Raw genomic sequence first — 26,006 nt, 5'->3', positions numbered from 1 at the left:
AGGCCGCCGAGGGCCCCCGTTGCCGGTCACCAGACGATGACGCCGCCGCCCACGTCCACGGCCCGCACCGCGGCCTCCCTGATGTTCGCCAGTCGCGCCTGCACGTAGTCGGCGCCGTAGCCGCTGTGCTCGCCGAGTTCCGCGAGGTGATCGCCCAGCAGATCGCACTCGGCGAGGAAGGCGCGGGCGTCCTCCGGCTCCACGTACAGGTCGGAGGCGGCCAACTGCGGGAAGAACCGGGCCCCGAGGTCGCGCGCGGCCTGTGAACCCCACAGTTTGGTCCGGCTCTTCTCGAAACCGGCGAGGTTGTCATCGGGGTCGTCCAGGAAGTACCTCGTGCCGCTCGCGCCCCGGACGTAGGTGTGCACCAGCAGGCTCACGCGCCGAACATCGCCCGGCAGTCGTCGAGCCCCTCGGTCGTGACCGCGACGGTGCGGTGCTCCTCCCACCGCGCGCGCTCCAGGCGCAGCCGCTGGAGGGTGACGCGCTCGCCCCGCAGCGTGGCGACCGTCAGTCCGTCCGGCAGGTAGCCGAGCCGCCGCGAGACCCCCAGCGAGCGCGCGTTGTCGGTCATCGCGTCCGAGACCGCCGTGCCGGCGCCGAGTCCGGCGAACGCCAGGTGCAGGGCGGCGGCCCGCATCTCGGTGCCGATGCCCCACCCCTGGTGCGCGATCCCCAGCCACGACCCCGTGCTCACCTCGCGGGTCACCGAGAAGCTCTTCGACGTCACATCCTGGCGCCCGACGACCCGGCCCTCGTGCAGGACCGCGAGGCTCAGCGCCCAGTCGAACTCCTGCCACCCGGCGATCGTGCCCAGCACGTGCTGGAACACCGCGCGGCCCCGCTCGCCGGGCGGGCAGTCGGTCCAGGGCACGGTGAACGGCATGGCGTCCGGGGCGTGCACCCCTCCGGCGGCGACGGCGGACAGCTCTCCCAGCAACTCCAGGTCCGGAAGGCGCAGTTCGAGGCGCGGGGTGCGGATGCGGAGCCCGTACAGGGGCCAGGGCCGGTGCTTCATGCACCGACTCTGCCGGAGCCGGTTGCCGCTGTCGAACGAATTGCGGGGGCGGTGCACGTCGCCGCCCGTGCACCGCTCCGAGGTCAGGCCCGTGCCCCGGCTCCCGGGGTCAGGCCGACATCCCCAGCTCCCGGGCGATCAGCATCCGCTGCACCTCGCTCGTGCCCTCGCCGATCTCCAGGATCTTCGAGTCGCGCCACATCCGCGCCACCGGGTACTCGTTCATGAAGCCGTAGCCGCCGTGGATCTGCGTCGCCTCGCGGGCGTTGTCCACCGCGACCGTCGAGGAGTACAGCTTGGCGATCGCCGCCTCCTTCTTGAACGGCTCGCCCGCCAGCAGGCGGGACGCCGCGTCGCGCCAGCCGATCCGTGCCATGTGGGCCCGCATCTCCATGTCGGCGATCTTGAACTGGATCGCCTGGTTGGAGCCGATCGGCCGTCCGAACGCGTGGCGCTCGGCCGCGTACTTCAGCGACTCGTCCACGCAGCCCTGCGCCAGGCCCGTCGAGAGCGCCGAAATGGCGATCCGGCCCTCGTCCAGGATCCGCAGGAACTGCGCGTAACCGCGCCCCTCCTCGCCCAGCAGGTTCTCCAGCGGGACGCGCACGTCGGTGAAGGAGAGCTCCCGGGTGTCCGAGGCGTTCCAGCCGACCTTGGAGTACGGGGCGGCGACCGTGAAGCCGGGGGTGCCGGACGGGACGATGATCGACGAGATGCGCGGGGCGCCGTCCTCCTTGCGGCCGGTCACCGCCGTGACCGTCACCAACTCGGTGATGTCCGTACCGGAGTTGGTGATGAAGCACTTGGAGCCGTTGATCACCCACTCGCCCGTCGCCTCGTCGCGCACGGCCGTCGTGCGGGTGCCGCCCGCGTCCGAGCCGCCGTCCGGCTCCGTCAGGCCGAACGCGCCGAGCGCCTCGCCCGAGCAGAGCCTCGGCAGCCAGCGCCGCTTCTGCTCCTCCGTGCCGAAGCGGAACACCGGCATCGCGCCGAGCGAGACCCCGGCCTCCAGGGTGATCGCCACCGAGGAGTCGACGCGGGCCAGCTCCTCCAGGGCGATGCCGAGCGCGAGGTAGTCGCCGCCCATCCCGCCGTACTCCTCCGGGAACGGCAGCCCGAACAGGCCCATCCGCCCCATCTCGCGCACGATCTCGTACGGGAACTCGTGGCGCTCGTAGAAGTCGCCGATCTTCGGCGCGATCACGTCGTGGGCGAACTCCTCGACGGTGCGTCGGAGTTCCTCGTGCTCGGCGGTCAGCCGGTGGTCCAGGGACATGGGGGAATCACTGCTCCTTGTGGGAGAGGGCGCGGACGGTGCGGGACGGGCTCGGTCGGCCCAGATGTCCGGCGAGCCACACGCTCGTGGCGGTGAGCTCGTCGAGGTCGACCCCGGTTTCGATGCCGAGGCCGTCGAGCATCCACACGAGATCCTCGGTGGCGAGATTGCCGGTCGCGCTCTTCGCGTACGGGCAGCCGCCGAGGCCGCCCGCCGAGGCGTCCACGGTGGTGACGCCGTGCTGGAGCGCGGCCAGGGTGTTGGACAGGGCCTGCCCGTACGTGTCGTGGAAGTGCACGCCGATCGTGTCGGTGGGCACGCCCCCCTCGTTCAGCCGGGACAGCAGCGTCTGTACGTGACCCGGCGTCGCGACCCCGATCGTGTCGCCGAGCGAGAGCTCGTCACAGCCGAGGTCCATCAGCGCCCGGGCGACCCGGACGACCTGGTGGACCGGGACGGGCCCCTCCCACGGGTCGCCGAAGCACATCGACAGGTAACCGCGCACATGCACGTTCTCCGCCTTGGCGCGGGCCACGACGGGCGCGAACATGGCGAGGGACTCGTCGATCGTGCGGTTGAGGTTGCGGGCGGCGAACGTCTCCGTCGCCGAGCCGAAGACGGCGATCCGGCGCGCCCCGAGCGCCAGCGCCCGGTCCAGCCCCCGCTCGTTCGGTACGAGGACCGGCAGCGCCACGTCACCCACGTCCGCGACGTCACCGAGCATCGGGAACAGCTGCTCGGCGTCCGCCAGTTGGGGCACCCACTTGGGGTGGACGAAGCTCGTCGCCTCGATCGTGGTCAGCCCGGCGACCGCGAGCCGGCGGATGAACTCCGCCTTCACCCCGACCGGCACGACCGTCTGCTCGTTCTGCAGTCCGTCACGGGCGCCGACCTCGTGGATGCGGACCCGGGCGGGCAGACCGGGGGCGGCCACGGTCATCGGCAGGGTGCGGCCGGTGGGGGTCATGCGTCCTCCCCGGTCGTGGGGGCGGCGACCGGGACGACCACGGCCAGCACCTGGTCCATGGCCACCGTGGACCCGGCGGTCACGTCGAGTTCGGTCACGGTGCCGGCGTGCGGGGCGGAGATGACGTGCTCCATCTTCATCGCCTCCACCACCAGCAGGCTCTGTCCGGCCGCCACCTCGTCCCCGACGGCCACCTTCACCACGGTGACCGTCCCGGGCATGGGCGCGGCGAGCGTGTCCGCCCCGGAGCGGGCGGCGCCGGACAGCGACGCCTCCACCGGGTCGTGGTCCCGGACGTGCCAGGCGTCGCCGTCGCGGCCGAGCCAGTGGCCGTCCGGGGAGACGGCGTACGCGAACGCGTGGGTGACGCCGCCGAGTTCGAGGGTGATCCGGCCCTCGCCGACGGACAGGGTCCTGGCCGCCTCCGCACCGCCGGGAAGCGGGCCCAGCGGGCCGCAGGCGCCCGATTCGGGGGACGGCGGCCGCACTCCCTCGCCGACATGGCCGAAGGTCAGCTCCATGTCCGCGCCGCCGCACCGCCGCAGGCCCACCTGGACCGGGTCGTGGCCGGGAATCCGGAAGTGCCGCACCGTCCGCGCCGGGGTGCCGCCGAGCCGCCAGCCGTCAGCGGCCGAGAACGGGTCGGACCAGACGTCCGCGCGGGCCGGCCCGGGGGAGTGCTCCCGCAGCAGCGCCGCGGCCGCGTAGACCTCCTCCGGCACCCCGTCCGGGACCAGCGCGTCCACCTCGCGCTCCACCAGGCCGGTGTCCAGGTCGCCCGCCACCACGGCCGGGTGGCCGAGCAGCCGGCGCAGGAAGCCCGCGTTGGTCGGGACGCCGAGGACCACCGTGTCCGCGAGCGCCGCCCGCAGCCGGCGCAGCGCCGTCGCCCGGTCGGGGCCGTACGCGATCACCTTCGACAGCATCGGGTCGTACAGGCTGCCGACCTCGCCGCCCTCGGCGAGTCCCGAGTCCGTCCGCACTCCGCCGCCCTGCGGCTCGCGCAGGGCCAGCACGGTGCCGCCCGAGGGGAGGAAGCCCCGGGCCGGGTCCTCGGCGCAGATCCGGGCCTCGACCGCGTGCCCGGTGAGGGTGACGTCGCTCTGCCGGTACGGGAGGTGCTCGCCCGCCGCGACCCGCAGCTGCCACTCCACCAGGTCGAGGCCGGTGATCAGCTCCGTCACCGGGTGCTCGACCTGGAGGCGGGTGTTCATCTCCATGAAGTAGTACGACGCCGGGTCGTTGCCCGGGACGATGAACTCCACCGTGCCCGCCCCGACATACCCGCAGGAGCGGGCCGCCTGCACGGCCGCCTCGCCCATGGCCGCCCGGGTCTTCTCGTCGAGCAGGACGGACGGCGCCTCCTCGATGATCTTCTGATGGCGGCGCTGGAGCGAGCACTCGCGCTCGCCCAGGTGGATCACGTGGCCGTGCCCGTCGGCCAGCACCTGGATCTCGATGTGGCGCGGCCGGTCGATCCACCGTTCCACGAGCAGCGTGTCGTCGCCGAACGAGGCGCGGGCCTCGCGCCGGGCGGCGGCGATCTCGTCCGCGAGCAGCGCCGCGTCGCGCACCAGCCGCATGCCCTTGCCGCCGCCGCCCGCGGAGGGCTTCAGCAGGACCGGCATGCCGATCTCCCGCGCCGCGTCCGCGAGCTGGCCGTCGGTGAGCCCGCTGCCCGAGGAGCCGGGCACCACCGGGACACCGGCCGCCGCGACCGTCTCCTTGGCCCTGATCTTGTCGCCCATCAGCGAGATCGCGGCGGCGGGCGGCCCGATGAAGGCCAGCCCCGCCTCCGCGCAGGCCCGGGCGAAGCCCGCGTTCTCGGCGAGGAAGCCGTAGCCGGGGTGGACGGCCTGCGCGCCCGTGCGGCGGGCGGCCTCCAGCAGCCGGTCCACGCTCAGATAGCTCTCGGACGCCGCTGGGGGCCCGATCCGTACCGCCGTATCCGCCTCCCGGACGTGCCGGGCGTCCGCGTCCGCGTCGCTGAAGACGGCGACCGAGCGCACGCCCAGCTCGCGCAGGGTCCGGATGACCCGGACCGCGATCTCGCCGCGGTTGGCGACGAGCACCGTGTCGAACATCGTCATCTGTTCCTCACATCCGGAAGACGCCGAAGCCGGCGTCGTTCAGGGGAGCGTTGGCGCACGCGGTCAGGGCGAGCCCCAGCACCTGCCGGGTCTCCATCGGGTCGATCACGCCGTCGTCCCAGAGCCGGGCGGTGGCGTAGTACGCGTTGCCCTGGGTCTCGTACTGCTCGCGGATCGGGGCCTTGAACGACTCCTCGTCCTCCGCGCTCCAGTCGTCGCCCAGCTGGTCGCGCTTGACCGTGGCGAGGACGGAGGCGGCCTGCTCGCCGCCCATGACGGAGATCTTCGCGTTGGGCCACATCCACAGGAAGCGGGGGCTGTAGGCCCGGCCGCACATGGAGTAGTTGCCCGCCCCGTACGACCCGCCGACCACCACGGTCAGCTTCGGGACGCGGGTGCAGGCGACGGCGGTGACCATCTTGGCGCCGTGCTTGGCGATGCCGCCGGCCTCGTAGTCGCGGCCGACCATGAAGCCGGAGATGTTCTGCAGGAAGACCAGCGGGATGCCGCGCTGGTCGCACAGCTCGATGAAGTGCGCGCCCTTCTGGGCGGACTCGGAGAACAGGATGCCGTTGTTCGCGACGATCCCGACCGGGTGGCCGTGGATGTGCGCGAAACCGGTGATCAGCGTCGTCCCGTACTCCGCCTTGAACTCGGCGAACCGCGAGCCGTCCACGACCCGGGCGATCACCTCCCGTACGTCGTACGGGGTACGGGAGTCGACCGGCACCGCCCCGTACAGACCGGCGGGATCCACCTTCGGTTCCTCGACCGCCTGGACGGACCACGGCAGCGCGCCCCGGTCCGGCAGCGTGGCCACGATGTTCCGCACGATCCGCAGCGCGTGCGCGTCGTCCTCCGCGAGATGGTCGGTGACCCCCGACGTACGGGAGTGGACCTCGCCGCCGCCCAGCTCCTCGGCGGTCACCACCTCGCCGGTCGCGGCCTTCACCAGCGGCGGTCCGCCCAGGAAGATCGTCCCCTGGTTCCGGACGATCACGGCCTCGTCGCTCATCGCGGGGACGTACGCCCCGCCGGCCGTGCAGGATCCCAGCACCGCCGCGATCTGCGGGATTCCGGCCCCGGACATCCGGGCCTGGTTGTAGAAGATCCGCCCGAAGTGCTCGCGGTCCGGGAACACCTCGTCCTGCATCGGCAGGAAGGCGCCGCCCGAGTCCACCAGGTACAGACACGGCAGCCGGTTCTCCAGCGCCACCTCCTGGGCCCGCAGGTGCTTCTTCACGGTCATCGGGTAGTACGTGCCGCCCTTGACGGTCGCGTCATTGGCGACGATCACGCACTCCCGGCCGCTGACCCTGCCGATCCCGGCGATCACACCGGCGGCGGGCGCCGCACCCCCGTACAGCCCCTCGGCCGCCAGCGGGGCGAGCTCCAGGAAGGGCGAGCCCGCGTCGAGCAGGGTGTCCACCCGCTCCCGGGGCAGCAGCTTGCCGCGTGCCACATGCCGGGCGCGGGCCTTCTCACCCCCGCCGAGCCTGGCCGTGGCGAGCCGCTTGCGCAGCTCGTCGGCGAGCGCGTGATGCGCCGCCTCGTTGGCCTGCCAGGCCTCCGAGGCGGGATCGGCCGCGCTCGCCAGCACCGGTGCCTGCTGCATCCTGTCGAGCCCCCTTGCCCGTACCGCAGTGTGACGACCTCGCCCGTGATCGGTAACGGGAGAAGTTGTTAGTGAGCGTTAACGTCCTCACAGGTTAACGACCGCTAACGCGCCTGTCTAGAATGACTCAACATGAGCACCCATGCCGCCGCCCGCGTCGCGGCCCCCACCCGCCGCGAGCAGATCCTCAAGGAGGCCGCCCGTCTCTTCGCCGAGCGCGGCTTCCACGGCGTCGGTGTCGATGAGATAGGCGCCGCCGTCGGCATCAGCGGCCCCGGCCTCTACCGGCACTTCCCCGGCAAGGACGCGATGCTGGCCGAGCTGCTCGTGGGCATCAGCGAGCGGCTGCTGGCCGGCGGACAGCGGCGGGTCTCCGAGGACGCCGCCGGCGACGGGTCGCCCGAAGCGCTCCTGGACGCGCTCATCGAGGGCCACATCGACTTCGCCCTCGACGACCGCCCCCTGATCACCCTGCACGACCGGGAGCTGGACCGCCTGCGGGAGGCCGACCGCAAGCGGGTGCGCCGGCTCCAGCGCGAGTACGTCGAGGTGTGGGTCGCCGTCGTCCGCGACCTCCACCCGGCCCTCCCCGAGCACGAGGCCCGCGCGACGGTCCACGCCGTCTTCGGCCTGCTGAACTCCACCCCCCACCTCGGCCGCCCCGGCGCGCTGCCCGGCCGCACGGACACCGCGGCGCTGCTGCACCGGCTGGCCCGGGGGGCCTTCGCCGCGGCGGGGGCCCGGGACGAGGGCTGAGCGGCCCCGGCCCGGGTCCGCCCACCCCTCAATACGCCCAGCACGCTGCGCACATCCCACGGCACAATGGGTTCATGCCGATACCCAGCCGCGCCGCCCTCGTCGACCACCTCGTCCGTACGCGCATAGCCGGAGACGTCGCGACCCCGCGCGACAACAACCTCTCCCACTACCGCAAGCTCGCCAACGGCGACCGCCACTTCTGGCTGGGGCTCGAACTGGGCGACCGGTGGCGCGACGAGCAGGACGTCCTGGCGGTCATGGCCGAGCGGTGCGGCGTCAGCGACGACCCGGAGCACCGGTTCGGCCAGGACACCATCGACCCCGAGCTGACCGTCGCCGCCCTGGACCGGGCCGCGGCCCGGCTGCGCAAGGCGGCCGACGCGAACGAGCGGGTCCTCTTCGCCACCGGCCACCCGGGCGGGCTCCTGGACGTCCACCGGCAGACCGCTGCCGCGCTGCGGGCCGCCGGCTGCGAGATCATGCGGATCCCGTCCGGCCTCACGGCCGACGAGGGCATGGTCTTCCAGTTCGCCGACGTCGCCGTGCAGGAGCGCGGCGCGACCCTCTGGCACACCCACTCCCCGGCGCCCATGGCGGCGATCCTGGACGGCCTGGAACGGGAGGGGCGCCCCCTGCCCGACCTGGTCGTCGCCGACCACGGCTGGGCCGGCTGCGCGGCGCAGCGCGGCCTGGACGCCATCGGCTACGCGGACTGCAACGACCCGGCACTGTTCCTGGGGGAGTCCGAGGGAACGCTCCAGGTGGCCATCCCGATGGACGACCACGTGCTGGACCCGCGGTTCTACGACCCGATGACCGACTACCTGCTGGACGCGGCCGGACTGCTCTGAACGGGCGGCTCAGGGCGCGGGCGCCCTCTCGCCGGAACAGCCGGAGCCGCCGGCCGAGGACGGCACCACGTTCTTCCGCACCCTCCGCTAGCCGTTCTCCAGGCGGTCGGTGAACAGCCCTCCGCCGTCCCCGTTGCCCTTCCCGTCCCCGGGCCCGACCACCGGATTCCCTTCGGCCCGGGCCCGGCGCCGCTGCGCCACTCCCGGCGTCGGGTCCAGATAGACCCGCTTGATCGACGGATACCGCTCCCGCAGCTGCTGCTCCGCCTCCTCACAGGCCCACTCGACCTGTTCGGCCGTGGCCACGTCCCGGAAGTCGACCTTCGCGGCGATGAGGATCTCGGCCGGCCCCTGGATGAGCGTGGTCAGCTCCAGTACGTCGATGATGTGCGGCACCGTGAGCAGTTCCTCCCGCACCCCCGTCCGCATCGACGAGGGCACCGGGCGGCCGATCAGCAGCTGGGCGTTGGAACGGCCGAGCACCCAGGCCACGTACACGAGCAGCACACCGATCAGGATCGACGCGATGCCGTCCCAGACGCCGGAGCCCGACAGCTGGCCGCCGAGCAGCCCGCCGGCGGCCAGCAGCAGGCCGACCAGGGCCGCCGAGTCCTCCATCACCACGGCCTTGACCGCGGTGTCGGGCGTGCGGCGCAGGTACCGGGCGGGGGCGGCGCCCAGCCGCGCGGCCTCGCCGCGCACCTGCCGCAGACCGGTGCGCAGGGAGTAGCCCTCCAGGAGGAAGGCGATGCCCAGCACGATGTACGAGATGAGCGGGTCGCCCAGCTCCTCGCCCTGCGTCAGGGTGTGGATGCCGTCGTACAGCGAGAAGACCGCGCCGCCGACGAACGTGGCGACCGAGGCGAGCATCGCCCAGATGTACCGTTCGGGGCCGTAGCCCAGCGGGTGTTCCTCGTCGGCGGGCTTCTCGCTGCGCTTCAGCGCGGTGAGCAGCAGCACCTCGGTCACCGTGTCGGCGACGGAGTGGGCCGCCTCGGAGAGCATCGCGCTCGACCCGCTGATCAGCCCTGCGACGGCCTTCGCCACGGCGATGCCGAGGTTGGCGGCCGCCGCGACGATGACGGTGAAGGTGGACTCCCCACCGCCCGCCGCGTTCGGCCCGCCGCCGGACGACTCCCCACCAGCTGATTTCTCGTCACTCATGGTGGGGAGTATGTCCACAGGCGCGCCGGGCATGTCCGACGCGCGGCCGTGGGGTCCGTTCAGCTCTCCCGCGGGACCCGGACCACGCCCTCCTGGATGACGGTGATCGCCAGCCGTCCGTCCTGGGTGTAGATGCGGGCCTGGCCGAGCCCGCGCCCGCCGGAGGCGGACGGCGACTCCTGGTCGTACAGCAGCCACTCGTCGGCGCGGAACGGGCGGTGGAACCACATCGCGTGGTCCAGACTCGCGCCCACCACGTCGCCGACCGCCCAGCCGCCGCGCCCGTGGGCGAGGAGTACGGAGTCGAGCAGCGTCATGTCGGAGACGTACGTGGCCATGCAGACGTGCAGCAGCGGGTCGTCCGCCAGCTTCCCGTTGGTGCGGAACCACACCTGTGAGCGGGGCTCGCGGGGCTGCCCGACGGTGCCGAACGGAGGGGCGTCCGCGTACCGCAGATCGACCGCGGCCCGGGCCTCGATCAGCCGGTCCACGACCGTGGGGTCGCTGAACCGGTCCGCGTACCGCGGCAGCATCTCGGCGGCCGTGGGCAGCGTGTCGGGGTCGGGCGCGGCCGGCATGGCCGCCTGGTGCTCCAGCCCTTCCTCGTACGTCTGGAAGGACGCCGAGAGGTGGAAGATCGGCTGTCCGTGCTGGACGGCGACGACCCGCCGGGTGGTGAAGGAGCGGCCGTCGCGGATGCGGTCGACGCTGTAGACGATCGGTGCGCCCGGGTCCCCCGCCCGCAGGAAGTACGAGTGGAGGGAGTGGGCGGGCCGGTCCGCGGGGACGGTCCGGCCCGCGGCGACGAGCGCCTGGGCCGCGACCTGTCCGCCGAAGACGCGGGGCACGATCGCCGAACGGCTGGTGCCCCGGAAGATGTCCTGCTCGATCTGCTCGAGGTCGAGCAGGTCGAGCAGATCGAGCAGGGCGTCCGGTGCTGAACTCATGGAGAGAACGTAGCCGCTCTTACAGCCCCATGGACTTCGCGATGATCGACTTCATGACCTCGCTGGTGCCGCCGTAGATGCGGTTGACCCGGTTGTCCGCGTACAGGCGGGCGATCGGGTACTCGTTCATGAAGCCGTAGCCGCCGTGCAGCTGGAGGCAGCGGTCGATCACGCGGTGCGCGACCTCGGTGCAGAACAGCTTCGCGGAGGCGGCCTCGGCGGCGGTCAGCTCACCGGCGTCCAGGGCCTCCAGCGAGCGGTCGGCGACGGCCTGGGCCGCGTCCACCTCGGCCTGGCAGGCGGCGAGTTCGAACTTGGTGTTCTGGAACGAGGCGACGGTCTTGCCGAAGACCGTGCGGTCCTGCACGTACTCCTTGGCGAACCGGACGGCGGCGGCGGCCTGCGCGTACGCACCGAAGGCGATGCCCCAGCGCTCGGAGGCCAGGTTGGTGCCGAGGTAGCCGAAGCCCTTGTTCTCCTCGCCGAGCAGGTCCTCGACCGGGACCTTCACGTCGACGAACGCCAGCTCGGCGGTGTCGGAGACGCGCAGGCCGAGCTTGTCGAGCTTGCGGCCGATCGAGTAGCCCTCGGACTTGGTGTCGACGGCGAAGAGGGAGATGCCGAAGCGGCGGTCGTCCTCGCGGGGGGCGGAGGTACGGGCGCAGACGATCACGCGGTCGGCGTGCACGCCGCCGGTGATGAAGGTCTTGGAGCCGTTGAGGACGTAGTGCGTGCCGTCCTCGGAGAGCTTGGCGGTGGTCTTCATGCCCGCGACGTCGGAGCCGGTGCCCGGCTCGGTCATCGCGAGGGCCCACATCTCCTCGCCGGTGGTGAACTTCGGCAGCCAGCGCTTCTTCTGCTCGTCGGTGGCGAGCATCTTGATGTAGGGCAGGCCGAGCAGCGTGTGCACGCCGGAGCCGCCGAAGGAGACGCCCGCGCGCGCGGTCTCCTCGTAGATGACCGCTTCGTACTTGTGCGAGTCGATGCCCGCGCCGTCGTACTCCTCGTCCACCGTGATGCCGAAGACGCCCAGCTCGCCGAGCTTCAGGTAGAAGTCGCGCGGGGCCTGTCCGGCCGCGAACCAGTCGTCGTACACGGGCACGACCTCGGCCGCGATGAAGGCGCGGATGGTCTCCCGGAACGCCTCGTGGTCCTCGTTGAATACGGTACGGCGCACGGGGTGCCTCCCTGGTCGGCTGCGCTCTGCATGGCTAAGCGCTTGCTCAGCCTTGGTTAAAAGTTACCCGGCGGTCACCGAAGCTGTCCAGGGTGATGCTGAGCACGCCCGGGGGGAGTGCGGGTGCCGCGCCCGGAGCCCTGATGCCGAAGCCGGCCCGGGGGCCGCCCTCAGATGCCGAATCGCGCGGCGATCCCGTCGAGCACGCAGTCGAGACCCGTCTCGAACGCCCAGGTCGCGTCGTCCTTGCGGGTCGCCCGCAGCCCGTAGCGCCCGTACGTGGGATAGCGGCCGGTCTCCATCAGGTACATCATCTGCGGCGCCAGGCCCAGGCGGGTCTCCTCGCCGGTGGACCAGCCCGCCGCCTCGGTCCACTCCCGCAGGGCCACCTCCGACTGGGCCGCGCCATGGGCGAACGCGCTGACCGTGCGGAACGCGACCATCATCGAGTCCTCGTCGAGCCCGAGCCCGTCGAGCGCCGCCAGCTGCCGTTCGGCGATCGCCAGCCGGCCGGGGGTGAGCACGAAGAGGTGGGTGGGCAGCTGTCCCACCCACGGGTGCCGCAGCATCATGTCCCGGGTCAGCAGCCCGAAGGCGCGCAGCACCTCGCGCCATTCGGTCACCTCGTCGGGGATCCGCATCTCGGCGGTCACCCGCTCGGCCATCAGCGCCCACAGGTCGTCCTTGCCGGTGACGTGGCGGTACGCGGCCATGGGGGCGACGCCGAGCTCCGTCGCGAGTCTGCGCATGGTGACGGCGGCGAATCCCTCCGCGTCGGCGATCTCCACCGCGACGGTCCCGATGCGCTCCAGGGTGAGCGAGGTGCGGGGTGTGGCCGCCGGCTGTTCGAGACGCTGCCAGAGGGACGGGTCGGGCCCCGCCCCGGCACCCTTGCCGCTGTCCTTCTTCTGGCCGGCCACGGGCGGACTCCTCTCGACGGACGGTCAGCGTACAACGTATCGGGCAGTGGACAACGTACACACTCATGGATACGTTGTACGCACAGAAATACGTTGTACACATCTACCGCCTCCCGGGGGAACCCATGCCCAGCACCCGCCCGCAGCTCCGCGTCGCCGTCCTCGTCGGCAGCACCCGCGAGGGCCGGTTCGCGCCCGTCGTCACCCAGTGGCTGCGCGGGCGCCTGTCCCAGCGCGACGACATGGCGACGGATGTCGTCGACCTCGCCGAGACCCCGCTGCCCACGGTCATGCCCGCGTTCGGGCAGCCGCCCGCGCCGGGCACCGAGGAGGCCCTCGCCCTGGTCTCGCCGCGCCTCGCGGCCGCCGACGCGTTCGTCTTCGTCACGCCGGAGTACAACCACAGCTTTCCCGCGTCGCTGAAGAACGCCATCGACTGGCACAACGAGCAGTGGCACGCCAAGCCGATCGCCTTCGTCTCCTACGGCGGCCTCTCCGGCGGGCTGCGCGCCGTGGAGCAGCTCCGGGTCGTGATGGCCGAACTGAACGCCACGACCATCCGCAACACCGTCAGCTTCCACAACGCCTACGGCCGGTTCGGCGAGGACGGCGCCGTGGACGACCCCCAGGCCGACACGGCCGCCAAGGCGCTGCTGGACCAGCTCGCCTGGTGGGGGCACGCGCTGCGGGACGCCAGGGCCTCCGCTCCGTACGCCGCCTGAGACGCGAGGGCGGCAGCCATGAGCCAGTACACGAAGGACACGCCCGGGCGGCCGCGGCCCGAGGCCGCCCCGCCACCCGCCGAGGAGAGCGGCGGCCCGTCGAAGCTCGTCCTGTTCGGCCTTCTCCTCGGCCTGATGCTCGGCCTGCTCGACGGCACGATCGTCGGCACCGCCCTGCCCACGATCGTCGGCGACCTGGGCGGCCTCGACCACCTGTCCTGGGTGGTGACCGCCTACCTGCTCACCGCCTCCCTCTCCACCCCCCTCTGGGGCAAGCTCGGCGATCTGTACGGGCGCAAGGGCTGCTTCATGTGGTCGATCTCGGTGTTCCTCGCCGGATCCGTACTCTCCGGGCTCGCCCGGGACATGGGGCAGCTCATCGCCTTCCGCGCCGTCCAGGGCCTCGGCGCGGGCGGCCTCATGGTCGGCGCCATCTCCCTCATCGGCGTCATGCTCCCGCCCTCTCGGGCGGGCCGCTCGCAGGCGATGATCGGGGCCATGATGCCGGTCGCGCTCGTCGGCGGACCCCTGCTCGGCGGCTTCCTCACCGACCAGCTGAACTGGCGCTGGGTCTTCTACGTCAACGTCCCCATCGGCGCGCTCGCCCTGCTCGTCACCGGTTTTCGCCTGCGCCTGCACACCGAGAGGATCAAGGCGCGGATCGACTACGCGGGGGCCGGTCTCCTCTGCGCCGCGATCCTGGCCCTCACCCTGGTGGGCAGCTGGGGCGGCACGCGGTACGCCTGGTCCTCCCCGCAGATCATCGGACTCGGGGCGACGGGCGCCCTGGCCCTGGCCTGGTTCGCCCGAGTCGAACGTCGGGCCGCCGAACCGGTCATCCCGCCCCGCCTGTTCGCCGACCGCAACTTCACGCTCGCCCAGGTCCTCACCTTCCTGGCGGGCGCCGCGATGCTCGGGGCGTCCACCTACCTGCCGCAGTACATGCAGTTCGTACGAGGCGCGTCCTCCACGGCCGGCGGCATGCTGCTGCTCCCGCTGATGGCGGGGATGTCCGGCGCCCAACTCCTGGCCGGCAAGCTCCTCGCGGGCGGCGGCCGCTCCCGCCCCTACCCGGTCATCGGCGGCGCGCTGACGGCCGTGGGCGCGCTCGTCCTGCTGCTGACGGTGACCCCCGGCACCCCCACGGCGGTGACCTCCGCCCTGACCCTCGTCCTGGGCACGGGCATGGGCCTGCTGATGCAGAGCACGCTGCTGGTCACCATCAACAGCGCGACGCCCCGCGACATGGGCGCCGCGACGGGAACCACCACCCTCGTCCGTACGGTCGGCGGCTCCCTCGGCATCGCGGTGCTCGGGGCCGTCTACACGAGCCGTCTCCACTCGTCCGGCATGCCGGACGGGGGCACGGCCTGGACGCCCGAGGCGGTCCGCGGCATGCCGGAGGGGGTCCGGGAGGCGGTACGGACAGCGGTCACCGAGGGCCTCCACGGCGTACTGGCGGGGGCCGCGCTGCTCGGGGCCGTGATCTTCCTGGCGGCCTGGCTGATGCGGGAGGCGCCGTCGCGGGGGGAGTGACGGGGCGGCCGTCACCGGGCGCTGTCAGCGGGCCGCCGCGAAGGCGTCGACGCCCGTGAGCCCGGCCGACAGCGCCCACAGCCGGGCGGCCTGCTCCGGGTCGGTCGCGTGGGCGTGCACGCCGCCCTCCGTGCCGTCGGCGGCCGGCTCGGCGATGTCGCAGTCCTCGCAGTACACGCCGCCCATGCCCGCCAGCCGGGGGGAGGTCGCGGCCCAGACCTGCGTCGCCGCGCCCTGCCGGGGCGTCTTGAACGTGGGATCGGCCGGGGTCCCGTTCTCGTCGATCCAGCCCGCGTCGACCATCTCCGCCTTCGCCAGGTGCCGTTGCAGCGGAGTGAGGATGCTGCCCGGGTGCACGGCGAACGCCCGTACTCCGGCGTCCCGGCCGAGTGCGTCGAGGTGCACGGCGAACAGCACGTTCGCCGCCTTGGCCTGCCCGTACGCCGCCCATCGGTCGTAGCCGCGCTCGAAGTGCGGGTCGTCCCAGCGGACGCCCATGCCGTGCGCGCCGGAGGACACGGCGACCACCCGCGCGCCACCCCGGGCGATCGCCGGCCAGAGACGGTTGACGAGGGCGAAGTGGCCGAGATGGTTGACGGCGAACTGCGCCTCCCACCCCGGACCGACCCGCGTCTCGGGGCAGGCCATGATTCCGGCGTTGTTGATCACGATGTCGAGGTCGCGGCCCGAGGCCAGGAACCGCTCGGCGAAACCGCGGACGCTGTCGAGGTCGGACAGATCGAGGTCGTCGGTCTCCACGCCGTCGATCCCCTCGACGGCCTCCTGGGCGACCGCCCGTCGCCGGGCGGGCACGACGACCCGCGCCCCGGCGGCCGCCAGGGCCCGGGTCGTCTCCAGGCCGAGCCCGGAGTAGCCGCCGGTGACGATCGCGGTGCTGCCGGAGAGATCGATCCCGCTCAAGACGTCGTCCACCGTGCTGCGGGCGCCGAAGCCCGATCCGATCGTGTGCTGAGGTGTGGTCATGTGGCGCACGGTAGGTGTTGAACCGCACTCCAAGGCAAGGGCGGCCGGCGGGGTCGCCCGATGCCGGCCGCCGCATCCGCACCGCCGGTCACGCGGCGGGGGTCCCCGCCTTCACACGGCCGAGTCGCCCGGGACGCCCCCGCATCGCCCGCTCCCTGACCCCCTGGACCGTGCAACCGCCGTACCCCCGTCCCCCCTCAGCGCCGGCAGCGCCGGGCGGGCGCAGGTGCCGAGCAGCGGAGCCGGCGGACCGCCGTGCTGGAGGGATCCGCGGAAACAGCGGTGATCCGCGAGCGCTTCCGGGATCACTCCTGCCGCAGGGCGAGCCACAACTCCGTACGTACGTCCATGTCGTCCAGGTCCGTGCCCAGCAGCGCCCCGCACCGCGCGATGCGCTGGCGGACGGTGTTGCGGTGGACGGACAGGGCCACCGCCGTACGGTCCCAGCTGCCGTGCAGGGAGAGCCAGCAGCGCAGGGTCTCGGCGAGGGGCTCGGTGAGCGGGGCGAGGAGGGTGCGGGCGCGGTCGGCTGCCGGGCCGGGCGGGAGCAGGGCGGCGAGGCCGGTGACCGGGGTGTCCGCGACCAGCGGGGCGCGGGTCGCCGTCGCCCGGCCGAGTGCGCGGGCGGCCCGGGTGTCCGCGTCCCCCAGGGCGTCGGCCGGGCCGGGGGCCGAGGCACCGAGCGTCCAGCCCGGCTGCGGGGTGATCCGGCCGGCGCCCGGGACCAGGACCCGTACCGCCTCGGCGTCCCGGCCCGCGTCCACGAGTGCCGAGCCCAGGGCGGCACCGAGCGCGCCGGCCGTGAGCGGGTCCGGCGCCGTGCCGTCGCTGCGCCGGGCGTGCACCACCGTCCACGGCCCGTCGCCGTGCAGCAGCGGTGCGACGTCCGCCGGGTCCGCGCCGAGCAGCAGCCGGACCAGCGCCGCCGAGCGGTCCGCCGCGTCGGCTCCCTGGTGCGGGGCGGCCAGCAGGGAGAGCAGGACGACCGCGATCCCGACGACGGTGTGGTCGCCCGGCTCGCGGTGGTCCGTGGCCAGGGTCAGGGCGAGCCCCTGCCCGCCGCCCAGCGCGTACGCCGACAGCCGGCACCCGCCCACCGTGTCGGTGGCCGACGCGGGCCCGGGCCGGCCGGCCGGGGCGAGGACGCCGGCGAGCCGCGTCAGGGCCGCCCGCACCTCCGGGGCCGGGGGCCGGCCCGCCGCGTGCAGCTCCTCGCCGTCGGCCGTCAGCAGGGCCGCCCGGCCGGGCAGCCGGACCGCCAGCTGGTGGAGCACCGCCGGGATCGGGTCCGGCCGGGCGGCCGCCGTGGCCAGGGCCTGCTGGGCCCGGGTGACCCGGCGCAGCTCACGGTGGCGCGCCGCGGCCATCAGCCCCCACACGGCCCGCGCGATCGCGGTGAACGGGGTCCCCGGCGGAACCTCCACCAGCGGCAGCCCGTACCGCTCGCACGCCGCGACCAGGGCGGGAGGCACCGTGTCGTGCACCGGCCGCACCCCGAAACCGAGCGCCGCCGCCTCCGCCTCCACGAGCCGGGCCACATACGTGTCCGGGTCCGTGAGCAGCACCCCGGCACTCAGCAGCAGCTCACCGCCGAGCAGATACGGGTACGGGTCCGCCATCTCCGAGGTGTGCACCCACAGCACCTCGGCGTCGGCGGGCCCCGCGATCAGGCGGAGCCCGAGCTCCTCCAGGGCCAGCAGCCCGGCCAGCGGTACGGGCGGGGTGGGCGGTCCCGCGGGGGAGTCGAGGCCGGGCATGGATGTTTCGTCCGTTCGATGAGCCGGGTGTGGAGGAAACATACACTTCAGGCTCGTCTCCCCGCCGCCTAGCGTCGTCCACGGACCCGCACGCCTGGTCGCGTACCCCGCAGGGGGCTCCGGCACGGGAGTGCCGGGGGTCCGGCACGGTTTCGGGGGATCCGGCCCGGATCCGGCACACTCGAAGCAGCAGCGCGTCAGCCGCGGACCAGAAGAACCGAAGGCACCGAGGAAAGGCCACCCGCCCCATGAGCAGCAACGAAACGCCGCGCGGCCCCGTCGACTCGTCCCGCGTCCCGCGGTACGCCGGACCCGCGACGTTCGCCCGGCTGCCCCGCCTCGACGAGGTCGGCACCACGGACGTCGCCGTCGTCGGGGTGCCCTTCGACTCGGGTGTCTCCTACCGGCCCGGCGCCCGCTTCGGCGGCAACGCGATCCGGGAGGCCTCGCGGCTGCTCCGCCCGTACAACCCGGCGCAGGACGCCTCGCCGTTCGCCCTCGCGCAGGTCGCCGACGCCGGGGACATCGCGGCCAACCCCTTCCACATCAACGAGGCCGTCGAGACGATCGAGGCCGCGGCCGACGACCTCCTCGGCACCGGCGCCCGCCTGATGACCCTCGGCGGCGACCACACCATCGCACTGCCGCTGCTGCGTTCCGTCGCCAAGAAGCACGGGCCCGTCGCGCTGCTCCACTTCGACGCCCACCTCGACACCTGGGACACCTACTTCGGCGCCGCGTACACCCACGGCACCCCGTTCCGCCGGGCCGTCGAGGAGGGCATCCTCGACACGTCCGCGCTCTCCCACGTCGGCACCCGCGGCCCGCTGTACGGCAAGCAGGACCTCACCGACGACGCCAAGATGGGCTTCGGCATCGTCACCTCCGCCGACGTCATGCGGCGCGGCGTCGACGAGATCACCGACCAGCTCCGGCAGCGCATCGGCGACCGCCCGCTCTACATCTCCATCGACATCGACGTCCTGGACCCGGCGCACGCGCCCGGCACCGGCACGCCCGAGGCCGGCGGCCTCACCTCCCGCGAACTGCTGGAGATCGTGCGCGGCCTGTCCTCCTGCCACCTGGTCTCCGCCGACCTGGTCGAGGTCGCCCCCGCGTACGACCACGCAGAGATCACCTCCGTCGCCGCCTCCCACACCGCGTACGAACTGACGACGATCATGACCCGCCAGATCGCGGAGGCCCGGAACCGGAGTGCGGAAGGCCCGAGCGGGACCGCGGAGGCCCGGCAGAAGTGAGCCACGACCACCACGACGACCGGCCCGAGCTCACCCCCGCGCAGATCGCCGCGGCCCTGGACCCCCCGCCCGGGCGCATCGGCGGCGACCTCGTCATCGAGACCCTCCAGGGCCTCGGCGCGACCACCGTCTTCGGGCTGCCCGGGCAGCACGCCCTGGGCATCTTCGACGCGCTGCGCCGCTCCTCCCTCACGTACGTCGGCCTGCGCGTCGAGAACAACGCGGGCTTCGCCGCCGACGCCTACGGGCGCATCACCGGCGAGGTCGCCCCGCTGCTCCTGTCCACGGGGCCCGGCGCGCTCACCTCGCTCGCCGCGCTCCAGGAGGCGGCCTCGGCCTCCGCGCCCGTGCTGGCGATCTCCAGCCAGGTCCCGGCCGCCGGGCTGGGCGGCGGACGCCACGGCTATCTGCACGAACTCCGCGACCAGCAGGCGTCGTTCCGCGACATCGTGAAGTCGGTGCACACCGTCCGTACCGCCTCGCAGATCCCGTCCGCGATCGCCGCCGCCTGGGAGTCCGCGCTCACGGCCCCGCACGGCCCGGTGTGGATCGAGATCCCGCAGGACGTGCTCGGCGCCCCCACGACCCTGCCCGTCGTCACGGCGATGGACGCCACCCCGCGCGAGGTGCACGCCCGCCCCGAGCTGATCGCCGTCGCCGCCCATCTGCTGTCGCACGCGGAACGGCCGGCGATCATCGCGGGCGGCGGGGTCGTACGGTCCGACGCGTCCGGCAAGCTGCGCGCGCTCGCCGAGAAGACCGCCGCACCGGTCGTCACCACGTACGGCGGGAAGGGCGCCTTCCCGTGGGAGCACCCGCTCTCCCTCCAGTCCTGGATCGAGGACCGGCACACGACGGACTTCCTGGAGGACGCCGACGTCCTGCTCGTCGTCGGCTCCGGCCTCGGTGAACTCTCCTCGAACTACTACACGTTCGCGCCCCGCGGCCGCGTCGTGCAGATCGAGGCCGACGCCGGGAAGCTGGAGGCCAACCACCCGGCCCTCGGCATCCACGCCGACGCCCGCGATGCCCTGTCCGACCTCCTCGAAGCGGTCGCCCCGCGCCGGGACCCGGACGCCGCCGCCCGCGTCGCCACGGTGCTCGGCCGGGTACGGGACCGGATCGCCGCCCAGGAACTCACCCTGGAACAGGACCTCGTCGCCGCGGTCAGGACGGCCCTGCCCGACTCGGCGCCCAGCTTCTGGGACATGACGATCCTCGCCTACTGGGCCTGGGCCGCGTTCGACGCCCGCCGCCCCAACACCATGCACTCCGCCCAGGGGGCCGGCGGCCTGGGGTACGCCTTCCCGGCGGCCCTCGGCGCGGCCGCCGCCGACCCGACGAAACCCGTCCTCGCGGTCTCGGGCGACGGCGGCGCGATGTACTCCCTCGCGGAACTCGCCACCGCCCGGCAGTACAACCTCCCGGTCACCTGGCTGATCGTCGACGACGGCGGCTACGGCATCCTCCGCACGTACATGAACGACGCCTTCGGCGATAGCGGCGACGCCACGGAACTGTCCCGCCCCGACTTCGTCGCCCTCGCCGAGTCCTTCGGCGTCCCCGCGGTCCGTACGAGCCCCCGGACGCTCGCCGACGACCTGGCCCGGTCCCTCGCCGAGCCCGGCCCCTCCGTCGTCGTACTCCCGGCGGTCCTGCGGATGTTCGAGCCGACGCACCTGTAGGACGCCCCCGTGCCCGGGGCCCCGAAGGCCCGGGCACGGCCCTGTCTCAGCGCGGCGCGGCCTCCAGCGCCTTCACCTGCGCGTGCTCCCGGTCCGGCCGGACGGTGAACGCCGGACGGCCGGCGCGTGGGCGCGTGCCCGTACCGCCGCCCCGCACCGAGCCCCGTACGCCTGCCCCGTACAACTTTCCGCCCCGTCACGAGTCAACTCAGTGGGCGCGCCGGGGGGCGCGCCCACGAGACCCAGGGGACGGAAACCCATACACATGACGACACCCCACATATCCCGGCGCGTCCGCGGCGCGTTCTGTGCCGCGCTCGCCGTCGGCGTGCTCGCACCCGTGACGCTCGCGGCGACACCCGCCGCGGCCGCCACGCCGACGGCGAGCTGCACCTCCGGCAGGGCCGGACTCGCCGCCAAGCTGTCGAAGGACATCACCGCCGCGCTCAAGGGGCGCAGGTCGACCACCGCGGTGGCGCTGTACGACCGGACCACGAAGACCACGTGCACACTCCGGGCGACATCGAGGTACGACTCCGCCAGCGTCGTGAAGGCGACCGTGCTGGCCACGCTGCTCTGGGACAACGCCAAGCGGAGCCGCCACCTCACCCAGCGCGAGATCGACCTCAGCACCGCGATGATCACCAAGTCCGACAACAACGCGACCAGCGCCCTGTGGAAGCAGCTCGGGGTCACCAAGGTCAACGGCTTCCTCAAGGCGGCCGGGATGACGCACACCGTGCCCGGCTCCGACGGGTACTGGGGCCTGACGCAGATCACCGCCCAGGACGAGCAGCGGCTGCTGACACTGCTCACCGCGAAGAACTCCGTGCTCACCGACAGCGCCCGCTCCTACGAGCTCGGGCTGATGCGCAAGGTCGTCTCCGGGCAGCGCTGGGGCACGCCCGCCGGGGCCCCGGCCTCGGTCACCGTGCAGGTCAAGAACGGCTGGCTGCAGCGCGCCACCCACGGCTGGCGGGTCCACAGCATCGGCGCCTTCACGGGCAAGGGCCACGACTACGTGCTCACCGTGCTCACCCAGGACAACACCACGATGACGGACGGCGTCAACACCATCCAGGCCGTCGCCCGGGTCGTGCACGCGGACCTGAACCTGCCCCCGGAGAAACCGCGCGTCATGCACGGGATGTCCGCCCGCACCATGCACCGGGCAGAGCTCCCCGCCCCGGCCCCCCTCCTCCAGGAGGCGATCCCGCCGGTCCCGGAGGCACCGGCCGGCCGGATGCTCACCGTGGCCCCGCGCTAGAGGGGCGTCCCGGGACCTACGACCAAGGTCCCGTATATGTTGCGGCGGGATGAAATCCGCAGCCCACCGCGTTGGTGCCTTCCGGTAGAGCAGGACGATCGGGAGGCACCGCGTGTCGGACGCAGGGGAGCAGAGGAGCGGCGGGCGGCCGCACGGCTGGGCGCGGAGGCTGTGCGGTTACGCCTGGCGCTACCGGCGCAACGTGCTGCTGGCGCTCGGTTCGTCGCTCGCCGGAATGGGCGTGATGGCCCTGGTCCCGCTGGTCACCAAGGTGATCATCGACGATGTGGTCGTCGACCACACCCGGTCCCTCGCCGTCTGGACGAGCCTGCTGATCCTGGCGGCCGTCCTCGTCTACGTCTCCACCTACATCCGCCGCTACTACGGCGGCCGGCTCGCCCTCGACGTCCAGCACGACCTGCGGACCGAGATCTACGGGACGATCACCCGGCTCGACGGCAGACGCCAGGACGAACTCTCCACCGGACAGGTCGTCGGCCGCGCCACCAGCGACCTCCAGCTGATCCAGGGCCTGCTCTTCATGCTCCCGATGACCATCGGGAACGTCCTGCTCTTCCTCATCTCCCTGGTGATCATGGCGTGGCTCTCGCCGCTGCTGACCCTCGTCGCCGTCGCCGTCGCACCCGCGCTCTGGTTCATCGCCCGCCGTTCCCGCACCCGCCTCTTCCCCGCCACCTGGTACGCCCAGTCGCAGGCCGCGGCCGTCGCCGGAGTGGTCGACGGGGCCGTCTCCGGCGTCCGCGTCGTCAAGGGCTTCGGGCAGGAGGACCAGGAGACCGGCAAACTGCGCGAGGTCGGGCGCAGGCTCTTCGCCGGGCGGCTGCGCACCATCCGGCTGAACTCCCGCTACACCCCCGCGCTCCAGGCCGTCCCCGCCCTCGGCCAGGTCGCGATGCTCGCCCTCGGCGGCTGGCTCGCCACCCGCGGCGAGATCACGCTCGGCACCTTCGTCGCGTTCTCCACCTACCTCGCCCAGCTCGTCGGCCCGGTCCGGATGCTCGCCATGGTCCTCACCGTCGGCCAGCAGGCCCGCGCGGGTGTGGAACGCGTACTGGAACTGATCGACACCGAACCGTCCCTCCAGGACGGCGCCAAGGAGCTTCCCGCCGACGCCCCCGCCCGCGTCGAGTTCGAGAACGTGCGCTTCGGCTATGCTCCGCTGCGCTCCGCCTCCGCCGTCGACGGAGACCCTGGAAGCGGAGCCCGGGACCGCCCCGTCCTCGACGGCTTCTCGCTCACCATCGAACCGGGTGAGACCGTCGCCGTCGTCGGCGCGTCCGGCAGCGGGAAGTCCACCGTCTCGCTGCTGCTGCCCCGGTTCTACGACGTGACGCACGGCGCCGTCCTCGTCGGCGGCCACGACGTGCGCGAACTGACCCTCGACTCGATGCGGGCCGCCATCGGACTCGTGCCGGAGGACAGCTTCCTGTTCTCCGACACCATCCGCGCCAACATCGCCTACGGCCTCCCCGACGCGACCGACGCACAGATCGAACAGGCCGCCCGCTCCGCCCAGGCCGACCGCTTCATCGCCGCACTGCCCGACGGCTACGACACCACGGTCGGCGAGCACGGCCTCACCCTCTCCGGCGGCCAGCGCCAGCGCGTCGCCCTCGCACGCGCCATCCTCACCGACCCCCGGCTGCTCCTCCTCGACGACGCCACCTCCGCCGTCGACGCCCGCGTCGAGCACGAGATCCACGACGCTCTGCGCCACGTCATGGCCGGCCGCACGACCCTGCTCATCGCCCACCGCCGCTCCACCCTGGGCCTCGCCGACCGGATCGCCGTCCTGGACAACGGCCGGCTCGCCGACATCGGCACCCACGAGGAGCTGGAGCGCCGCTCAGCCCTCTACCGGCGCCTGCTCACCGACCCGGACGAGCTGGGCGGCACCTCGCCCGGCCACCTGGCCAGGGCGGCCGCCGCCGGCCCCGCCGACGACCGCGCGCTCCAGGAGGAGCTCGACGCCGAGTTCGACGCCGAGCGCGGCATCACGCCCGAGCTGTGGGTCCGCAAGGAGGAGGCGCGCGAGACCGACGCGGCCGGCACCCCCGCGACCCCCGAGCTCCTCGCCCAGGTCGAGGCGCTGCCCCCGGCGACCGACACCCCGGACATCGACGAGGCCCGCGCCGTGCACGCCGAGGAGTCCTACGGGCTCCGCCGGCTGCTGCGCGGCTTCGGACTGCCGCTCCTGGTCAGCCTGGCGCTGGTGGCCGTGGACGCCGGGTCGGGCCTCCTGCTGCCCGTACTGATCAGGAACGGCATCGACGACGGCGTCACCCAGATGGCGCTCGGCGCCGTCTGGGCGGCCTCCGCGTTCGGCCTCGTCGTCGTCCTCGTGCAGTGGGCGGCCCAGACGGGCGAGACGCGGATGACGGGCCGCACCGGCGAGCGGGTGCTCTACTCCCTGCGGCTGAAGATCTTCGCCCAGCTCCAGCGCCTCGGCCTGGACTACTACGAGCGCGAACTGACCGGCCGGATCATGACCCGGATGACGACGGACGTGGACGCCCTGTCCACGTTCCTCCAGACCGGACTGGTCACGGCCTTCGTCTCCGTCGTCACCTTCTTCGGCATCATGGTCGCGCTGCTGGTCCTCGACGTGGAACTGGCCCTGGTCGTCTTCGCGACGCTGCCGGTGCTGGTCCTCGGCACGTTCTTCTTCCGCCGCAAGAGCGTCAAGGCGTACGAGCTGGCCCGTGAACGCATCAGCGTCGTCAACGCCGACCTCCAGGAGTCCGTCTCCGGCCTCCGCATCGTGCAGGCCTTCCGCCGCGAGCGCGACGGCGCCGACCGGTTCGCCGCGCGCAGCGACCACTACCGCCAGGCCCGGGTCCGCGGTCAGTGGCTGATCTCGGTGTACTTCCCCTTCGTGCAGCTGCTGTCGTCGGTGGCCGCGGCGGCCGTACTGATCGTCGGCGCGGGCCGCGTCGACAACGGCACGCTCACGACGGGCGCGCTGGTCGCCTACCTGCTCTACATCGACCTGTTCTTCGCACCCGTGCAGCAGCTCTCCCAGGTCTTCGACGGCTACCAGCAGGCCACGGTCTCCCTCGGCCGCATCCAGGAACTCCTCCAGGAGCCGACGTCCACCGCCGACGGGGACCAGCCGCTGGACGTGCCGTCGCTGCGCGGCGACATCGCCTTCGAGGACGTGTCCTTCGCGTACGGAGACGAGGAGGCGGCACTCACCGGCATCGATCTGCGCATCCCGGCCGGGCAGACGGTCGCGTTCGTCGGCGAGACCGGCGCGGGCAAGTCCACCCTCGTCAAGCTCGTCGCCCGCTTCTACGACCCGACGGGCGGCCGGGTCACGGCGGACGGCACCGACCTGCGGGAGCTGGACATGACCGCGTACCGGCACCGGCTCGGAGTCGTGCCGCAGGAGGCGTACCTCTTCGCGGGCACGGTGCGGGACGCCATCGCGTACGGGCGGCCGGAGGCCACCGACGCCGAGGTGGAGGCCGCGGCCCGGGCGGTCGGCGCGCACGACATGATCGCCACCCTGGACGGCGGCTACCTCCACGAGGTCGCCGAACGGGGCCGCAACCTCTCGGCCGGCCAGCGCCAGCTGATCGCGCTCGCCCGCGCGGAGCTCGTCGACCCGGACATCCTGCTGCTCGACGAGGCCACCGCGTCCCTGGACCTCGCCAGCGAGGCCCTGGTCAACCAGGCGACCGACCGCATCGCCGGCCGGCGCACCACCCTCGTCGTCGCCCACCGCCTCACCACCGCCGCCCGCGCGGACCGGGTCGTGGTGATGGACCACGGCCGCGTCGTCGAGGACGGCACCCACGAGGAACTCCTCGCCCGGGACGGGCACTACGCCGTGCTGTGGCGCACCTTCATAGGGGAGGACGAGCCGGCGGGGGTGTGAGCCGGTCTCGCGCACTCACGCGCGGATGCCGCGCCGGGTGGAACCTCCGGACGGCCTCCGCGCGTCGTACGCAGATACGCGTGTACGCGTACAGGTGTCGGACAGGGACAC

The 26,006-nt window shown here is 73.1% G+C and carries 20 protein-coding genes; 8 read left to right on the top strand and 12 right to left on the bottom strand.

Going from position 1 to position 26,006, the window contains the following annotated elements; translation table 11 throughout:
- Nucleotides 1–26: 26 nt before the first annotated feature.
- The 6 genes from E6R60_RS06285 to E6R60_RS06260 form a co-directional block, all read right to left on the bottom strand.
- Entirely contained in the window at nucleotides 27–380 is a 354-nt protein-coding gene (locus E6R60_RS06285) for a hypothetical protein (RefSeq protein ID WP_136325393.1), read from the bottom strand.
- Nucleotides 377–1,018 carry a GNAT family protein gene (locus E6R60_RS06280; protein WP_206309323.1) on the bottom strand — a complete coding sequence of 214 codons (642 nt, stop codon included), beginning with the start codon at nucleotides 1,016–1,018 and terminating at the stop codon, nucleotides 377–379. The genes E6R60_RS06285 and E6R60_RS06280 overlap by 4 nt, the downstream gene beginning before the upstream one ends.
- 109 nt (nucleotides 1,019–1,127) lie before the next feature.
- Entirely contained in the window at nucleotides 1,128–2,294 is a 1,167-nt protein-coding gene (locus tag E6R60_RS06275) for an acyl-CoA dehydrogenase family protein (RefSeq protein WP_136325392.1), read from the bottom strand.
- A 7-nt stretch (nucleotides 2,295–2,301) separates the two neighbouring features.
- A complete protein-coding gene (locus E6R60_RS06270; protein WP_136325391.1) occupies nucleotides 2,302–3,261 on the bottom strand; it encodes a hydroxymethylglutaryl-CoA lyase in 960 nt (319 codons plus the stop codon).
- Nucleotides 3,258–5,345 carry a biotin carboxylase N-terminal domain-containing protein gene (locus E6R60_RS06265; protein WP_136325572.1) on the bottom strand — a complete coding sequence of 696 codons (2,088 nt, stop codon included), beginning with the start codon at nucleotides 5,343–5,345 and terminating at the stop codon, nucleotides 3,258–3,260. Before E6R60_RS06265 ends, E6R60_RS06270 begins: the two co-directional genes overlap by 4 nt.
- 13 nt (nucleotides 5,346–5,358) lie before the next feature.
- Nucleotides 5,359–6,966, bottom strand: coding sequence for a carboxyl transferase domain-containing protein (locus E6R60_RS06260; RefSeq protein WP_136325390.1), 1,608 nt, complete (start codon nucleotides 6,964–6,966; stop codon nucleotides 5,359–5,361).
- Between the two features lie 132 nt (nucleotides 6,967–7,098).
- Between E6R60_RS06260 and E6R60_RS06255 the strand changes: the two genes are divergently transcribed.
- Nucleotides 7,099–7,722, top strand: a complete 624-nt coding sequence (locus E6R60_RS06255) for a TetR/AcrR family transcriptional regulator (protein WP_136325389.1) — start codon at nucleotides 7,099–7,101, stop codon at nucleotides 7,720–7,722.
- Nucleotides 7,723–7,796: 74 nt separating this feature from the next.
- Nucleotides 7,797–8,576, top strand: a complete 780-nt coding sequence (locus tag E6R60_RS06250) for a phosphatase (protein WP_136325388.1) — start codon at nucleotides 7,797–7,799, stop codon at nucleotides 8,574–8,576.
- 87 nt (nucleotides 8,577–8,663) lie between these two features.
- Here the strand turns inward: E6R60_RS06250 and E6R60_RS06245 are convergent, their stop codons facing one another.
- The 4 genes from E6R60_RS06245 to E6R60_RS06230 form a co-directional block, all read right to left on the bottom strand.
- On the bottom strand, nucleotides 8,664–9,740 hold the full coding sequence (locus E6R60_RS06245; RefSeq protein ID WP_136325387.1) for a cation diffusion facilitator family transporter: 1,077 nt from the start codon (nucleotides 9,738–9,740) through the stop codon (nucleotides 8,664–8,666).
- 59 nt (nucleotides 9,741–9,799) lie between these two features.
- Entirely contained in the window at nucleotides 9,800–10,687 is an 888-nt protein-coding gene (locus E6R60_RS06240) for an acyl-CoA thioesterase II (RefSeq protein ID WP_136325386.1), read from the bottom strand.
- Between the two features lie 19 nt (nucleotides 10,688–10,706).
- Complete coding sequence (locus tag E6R60_RS06235) at nucleotides 10,707–11,864, bottom strand: acyl-CoA dehydrogenase family protein (RefSeq protein ID WP_136325385.1); 1,158 nt, start codon at nucleotides 11,862–11,864, stop codon at nucleotides 10,707–10,709.
- 170 nt (nucleotides 11,865–12,034) lie between these two features.
- Complete coding sequence (locus E6R60_RS06230) at nucleotides 12,035–12,784, bottom strand: TetR/AcrR family transcriptional regulator (RefSeq protein ID WP_136325384.1); 750 nt, start codon at nucleotides 12,782–12,784, stop codon at nucleotides 12,035–12,037.
- Between the two features lie 125 nt (nucleotides 12,785–12,909).
- On the opposite strand from E6R60_RS06230, the gene E6R60_RS06225 reads away from it, so the two are divergent.
- The gene (locus E6R60_RS06225; protein WP_136325383.1) at nucleotides 12,910–13,506 is read left to right on the top strand and encodes an NAD(P)H-dependent oxidoreductase; all 597 of its coding nucleotides are present in this window, start codon (nucleotides 12,910–12,912) and stop codon (nucleotides 13,504–13,506) included.
- Nucleotides 13,507–13,524: 18 nt separating this feature from the next.
- Nucleotides 13,525–15,042, top strand: a complete 1,518-nt coding sequence (locus E6R60_RS06220) for an MDR family MFS transporter (protein ID WP_136325382.1) — start codon at nucleotides 13,525–13,527, stop codon at nucleotides 15,040–15,042.
- Between the two features lie 24 nt (nucleotides 15,043–15,066).
- Here the strand turns inward: E6R60_RS06220 and E6R60_RS06215 are convergent, their stop codons facing one another.
- Nucleotides 15,067–16,026, bottom strand: coding sequence for an SDR family NAD(P)-dependent oxidoreductase (locus E6R60_RS06215; protein WP_136325381.1), 960 nt, complete (start codon nucleotides 16,024–16,026; stop codon nucleotides 15,067–15,069).
- A gap of 305 nt (nucleotides 16,027–16,331) precedes the next feature.
- Nucleotides 16,332–17,783, bottom strand: coding sequence for a PucR family transcriptional regulator (locus E6R60_RS06210; RefSeq protein ID WP_136325380.1), 1,452 nt, complete (start codon nucleotides 17,781–17,783; stop codon nucleotides 16,332–16,334).
- Nucleotides 17,784–18,031: 248 nt separating this feature from the next.
- On the opposite strand from E6R60_RS06210, the gene speB reads away from it, so the two are divergent.
- The 4 genes from speB to E6R60_RS06190 all read left to right on the top strand — a co-directional run bounded on the left by speB (nucleotide 18,032) and on the right by E6R60_RS06190 (nucleotide 25,895).
- Nucleotides 18,032–19,042, top strand: coding sequence for an agmatinase (gene speB / locus E6R60_RS06205; protein WP_136325379.1), 1,011 nt, complete (start codon nucleotides 18,032–18,034; stop codon nucleotides 19,040–19,042).
- A complete protein-coding gene (locus tag E6R60_RS06200) occupies nucleotides 19,039–20,727 on the top strand; it encodes a thiamine pyrophosphate-binding protein (RefSeq protein WP_136325378.1) in 1,689 nt (562 codons plus the stop codon). Before speB ends, E6R60_RS06200 begins: the two co-directional genes overlap by 4 nt.
- A gap of 265 nt (nucleotides 20,728–20,992) precedes the next feature.
- Complete coding sequence (locus E6R60_RS06195; protein WP_136325377.1) at nucleotides 20,993–21,994, top strand: serine hydrolase; 1,002 nt, start codon at nucleotides 20,993–20,995, stop codon at nucleotides 21,992–21,994.
- A gap of 112 nt (nucleotides 21,995–22,106) precedes the next feature.
- Entirely contained in the window at nucleotides 22,107–25,895 is a 3,789-nt protein-coding gene (locus E6R60_RS06190) for an ABC transporter ATP-binding protein (protein WP_136325376.1), read from the top strand.
- Nucleotides 25,896–26,006: the final 111 nt, after the last annotated feature.

The organism is Streptomyces sp. A0642, assembly GCF_004795105.1.
Lineage (GTDB): Bacteria > Actinomycetota > Actinomycetes > Streptomycetales > Streptomycetaceae > Streptomyces.
Note: the sequence above shows the minus strand (reverse complement) of the source record. Positions and strands in the feature narration are given on the sequence as shown.

Coding starts and splice junctions, on each gene's coding strand:
- E6R60_RS06280 (WP_206309323.1), bottom strand. CDS start 1,018: ATGAAGCACCGGCCCTGGCCCCTGTACGGGCTCCGCATCCGCACCCCG.
- E6R60_RS06275 (WP_136325392.1), bottom strand. CDS start 2,294: ATGTCCCTGGACCACCGGCTGACCGCCGAGCACGAGGAACTCCGACGC.
- E6R60_RS06270 (WP_136325391.1), bottom strand. CDS start 3,261: ATGACCCCCACCGGCCGCACCCTGCCGATGACCGTGGCCGCCCCCGGT.
- E6R60_RS06265 (WP_136325572.1), bottom strand. CDS start 5,345: ATGTTCGACACGGTGCTCGTCGCCAACCGCGGCGAGATCGCGGTCCGG.
- E6R60_RS06260 (WP_136325390.1), bottom strand. CDS start 6,966: ATGCAGCAGGCACCGGTGCTGGCGAGCGCGGCCGATCCCGCCTCGGAG.
- E6R60_RS06255 (WP_136325389.1), top strand. CDS start 7,099: ATGAGCACCCATGCCGCCGCCCGCGTCGCGGCCCCCACCCGCCGCGAG.
- E6R60_RS06250 (WP_136325388.1), top strand. CDS start 7,797: ATGCCGATACCCAGCCGCGCCGCCCTCGTCGACCACCTCGTCCGTACG.
- E6R60_RS06245 (WP_136325387.1), bottom strand. CDS start 9,740: ATGAGTGACGAGAAATCAGCTGGTGGGGAGTCGTCCGGCGGCGGGCCG.
- E6R60_RS06240 (WP_136325386.1), bottom strand. CDS start 10,687: ATGAGTTCAGCACCGGACGCCCTGCTCGATCTGCTCGACCTGCTCGAC.
- E6R60_RS06225 (WP_136325383.1), top strand. CDS start 12,910: ATGCCCAGCACCCGCCCGCAGCTCCGCGTCGCCGTCCTCGTCGGCAGC.
- E6R60_RS06220 (WP_136325382.1), top strand. CDS start 13,525: ATGAGCCAGTACACGAAGGACACGCCCGGGCGGCCGCGGCCCGAGGCC.
- E6R60_RS06215 (WP_136325381.1), bottom strand. CDS start 16,026: ATGACCACACCTCAGCACACGATCGGATCGGGCTTCGGCGCCCGCAGC.
- E6R60_RS06210 (WP_136325380.1), bottom strand. CDS start 17,783: ATGCCCGGCCTCGACTCCCCCGCGGGACCGCCCACCCCGCCCGTACCG.
- speB (WP_136325379.1), top strand. CDS start 18,032: ATGAGCAGCAACGAAACGCCGCGCGGCCCCGTCGACTCGTCCCGCGTC.
- E6R60_RS06195 (WP_136325377.1), top strand. CDS start 20,993: ATGACGACACCCCACATATCCCGGCGCGTCCGCGGCGCGTTCTGTGCC.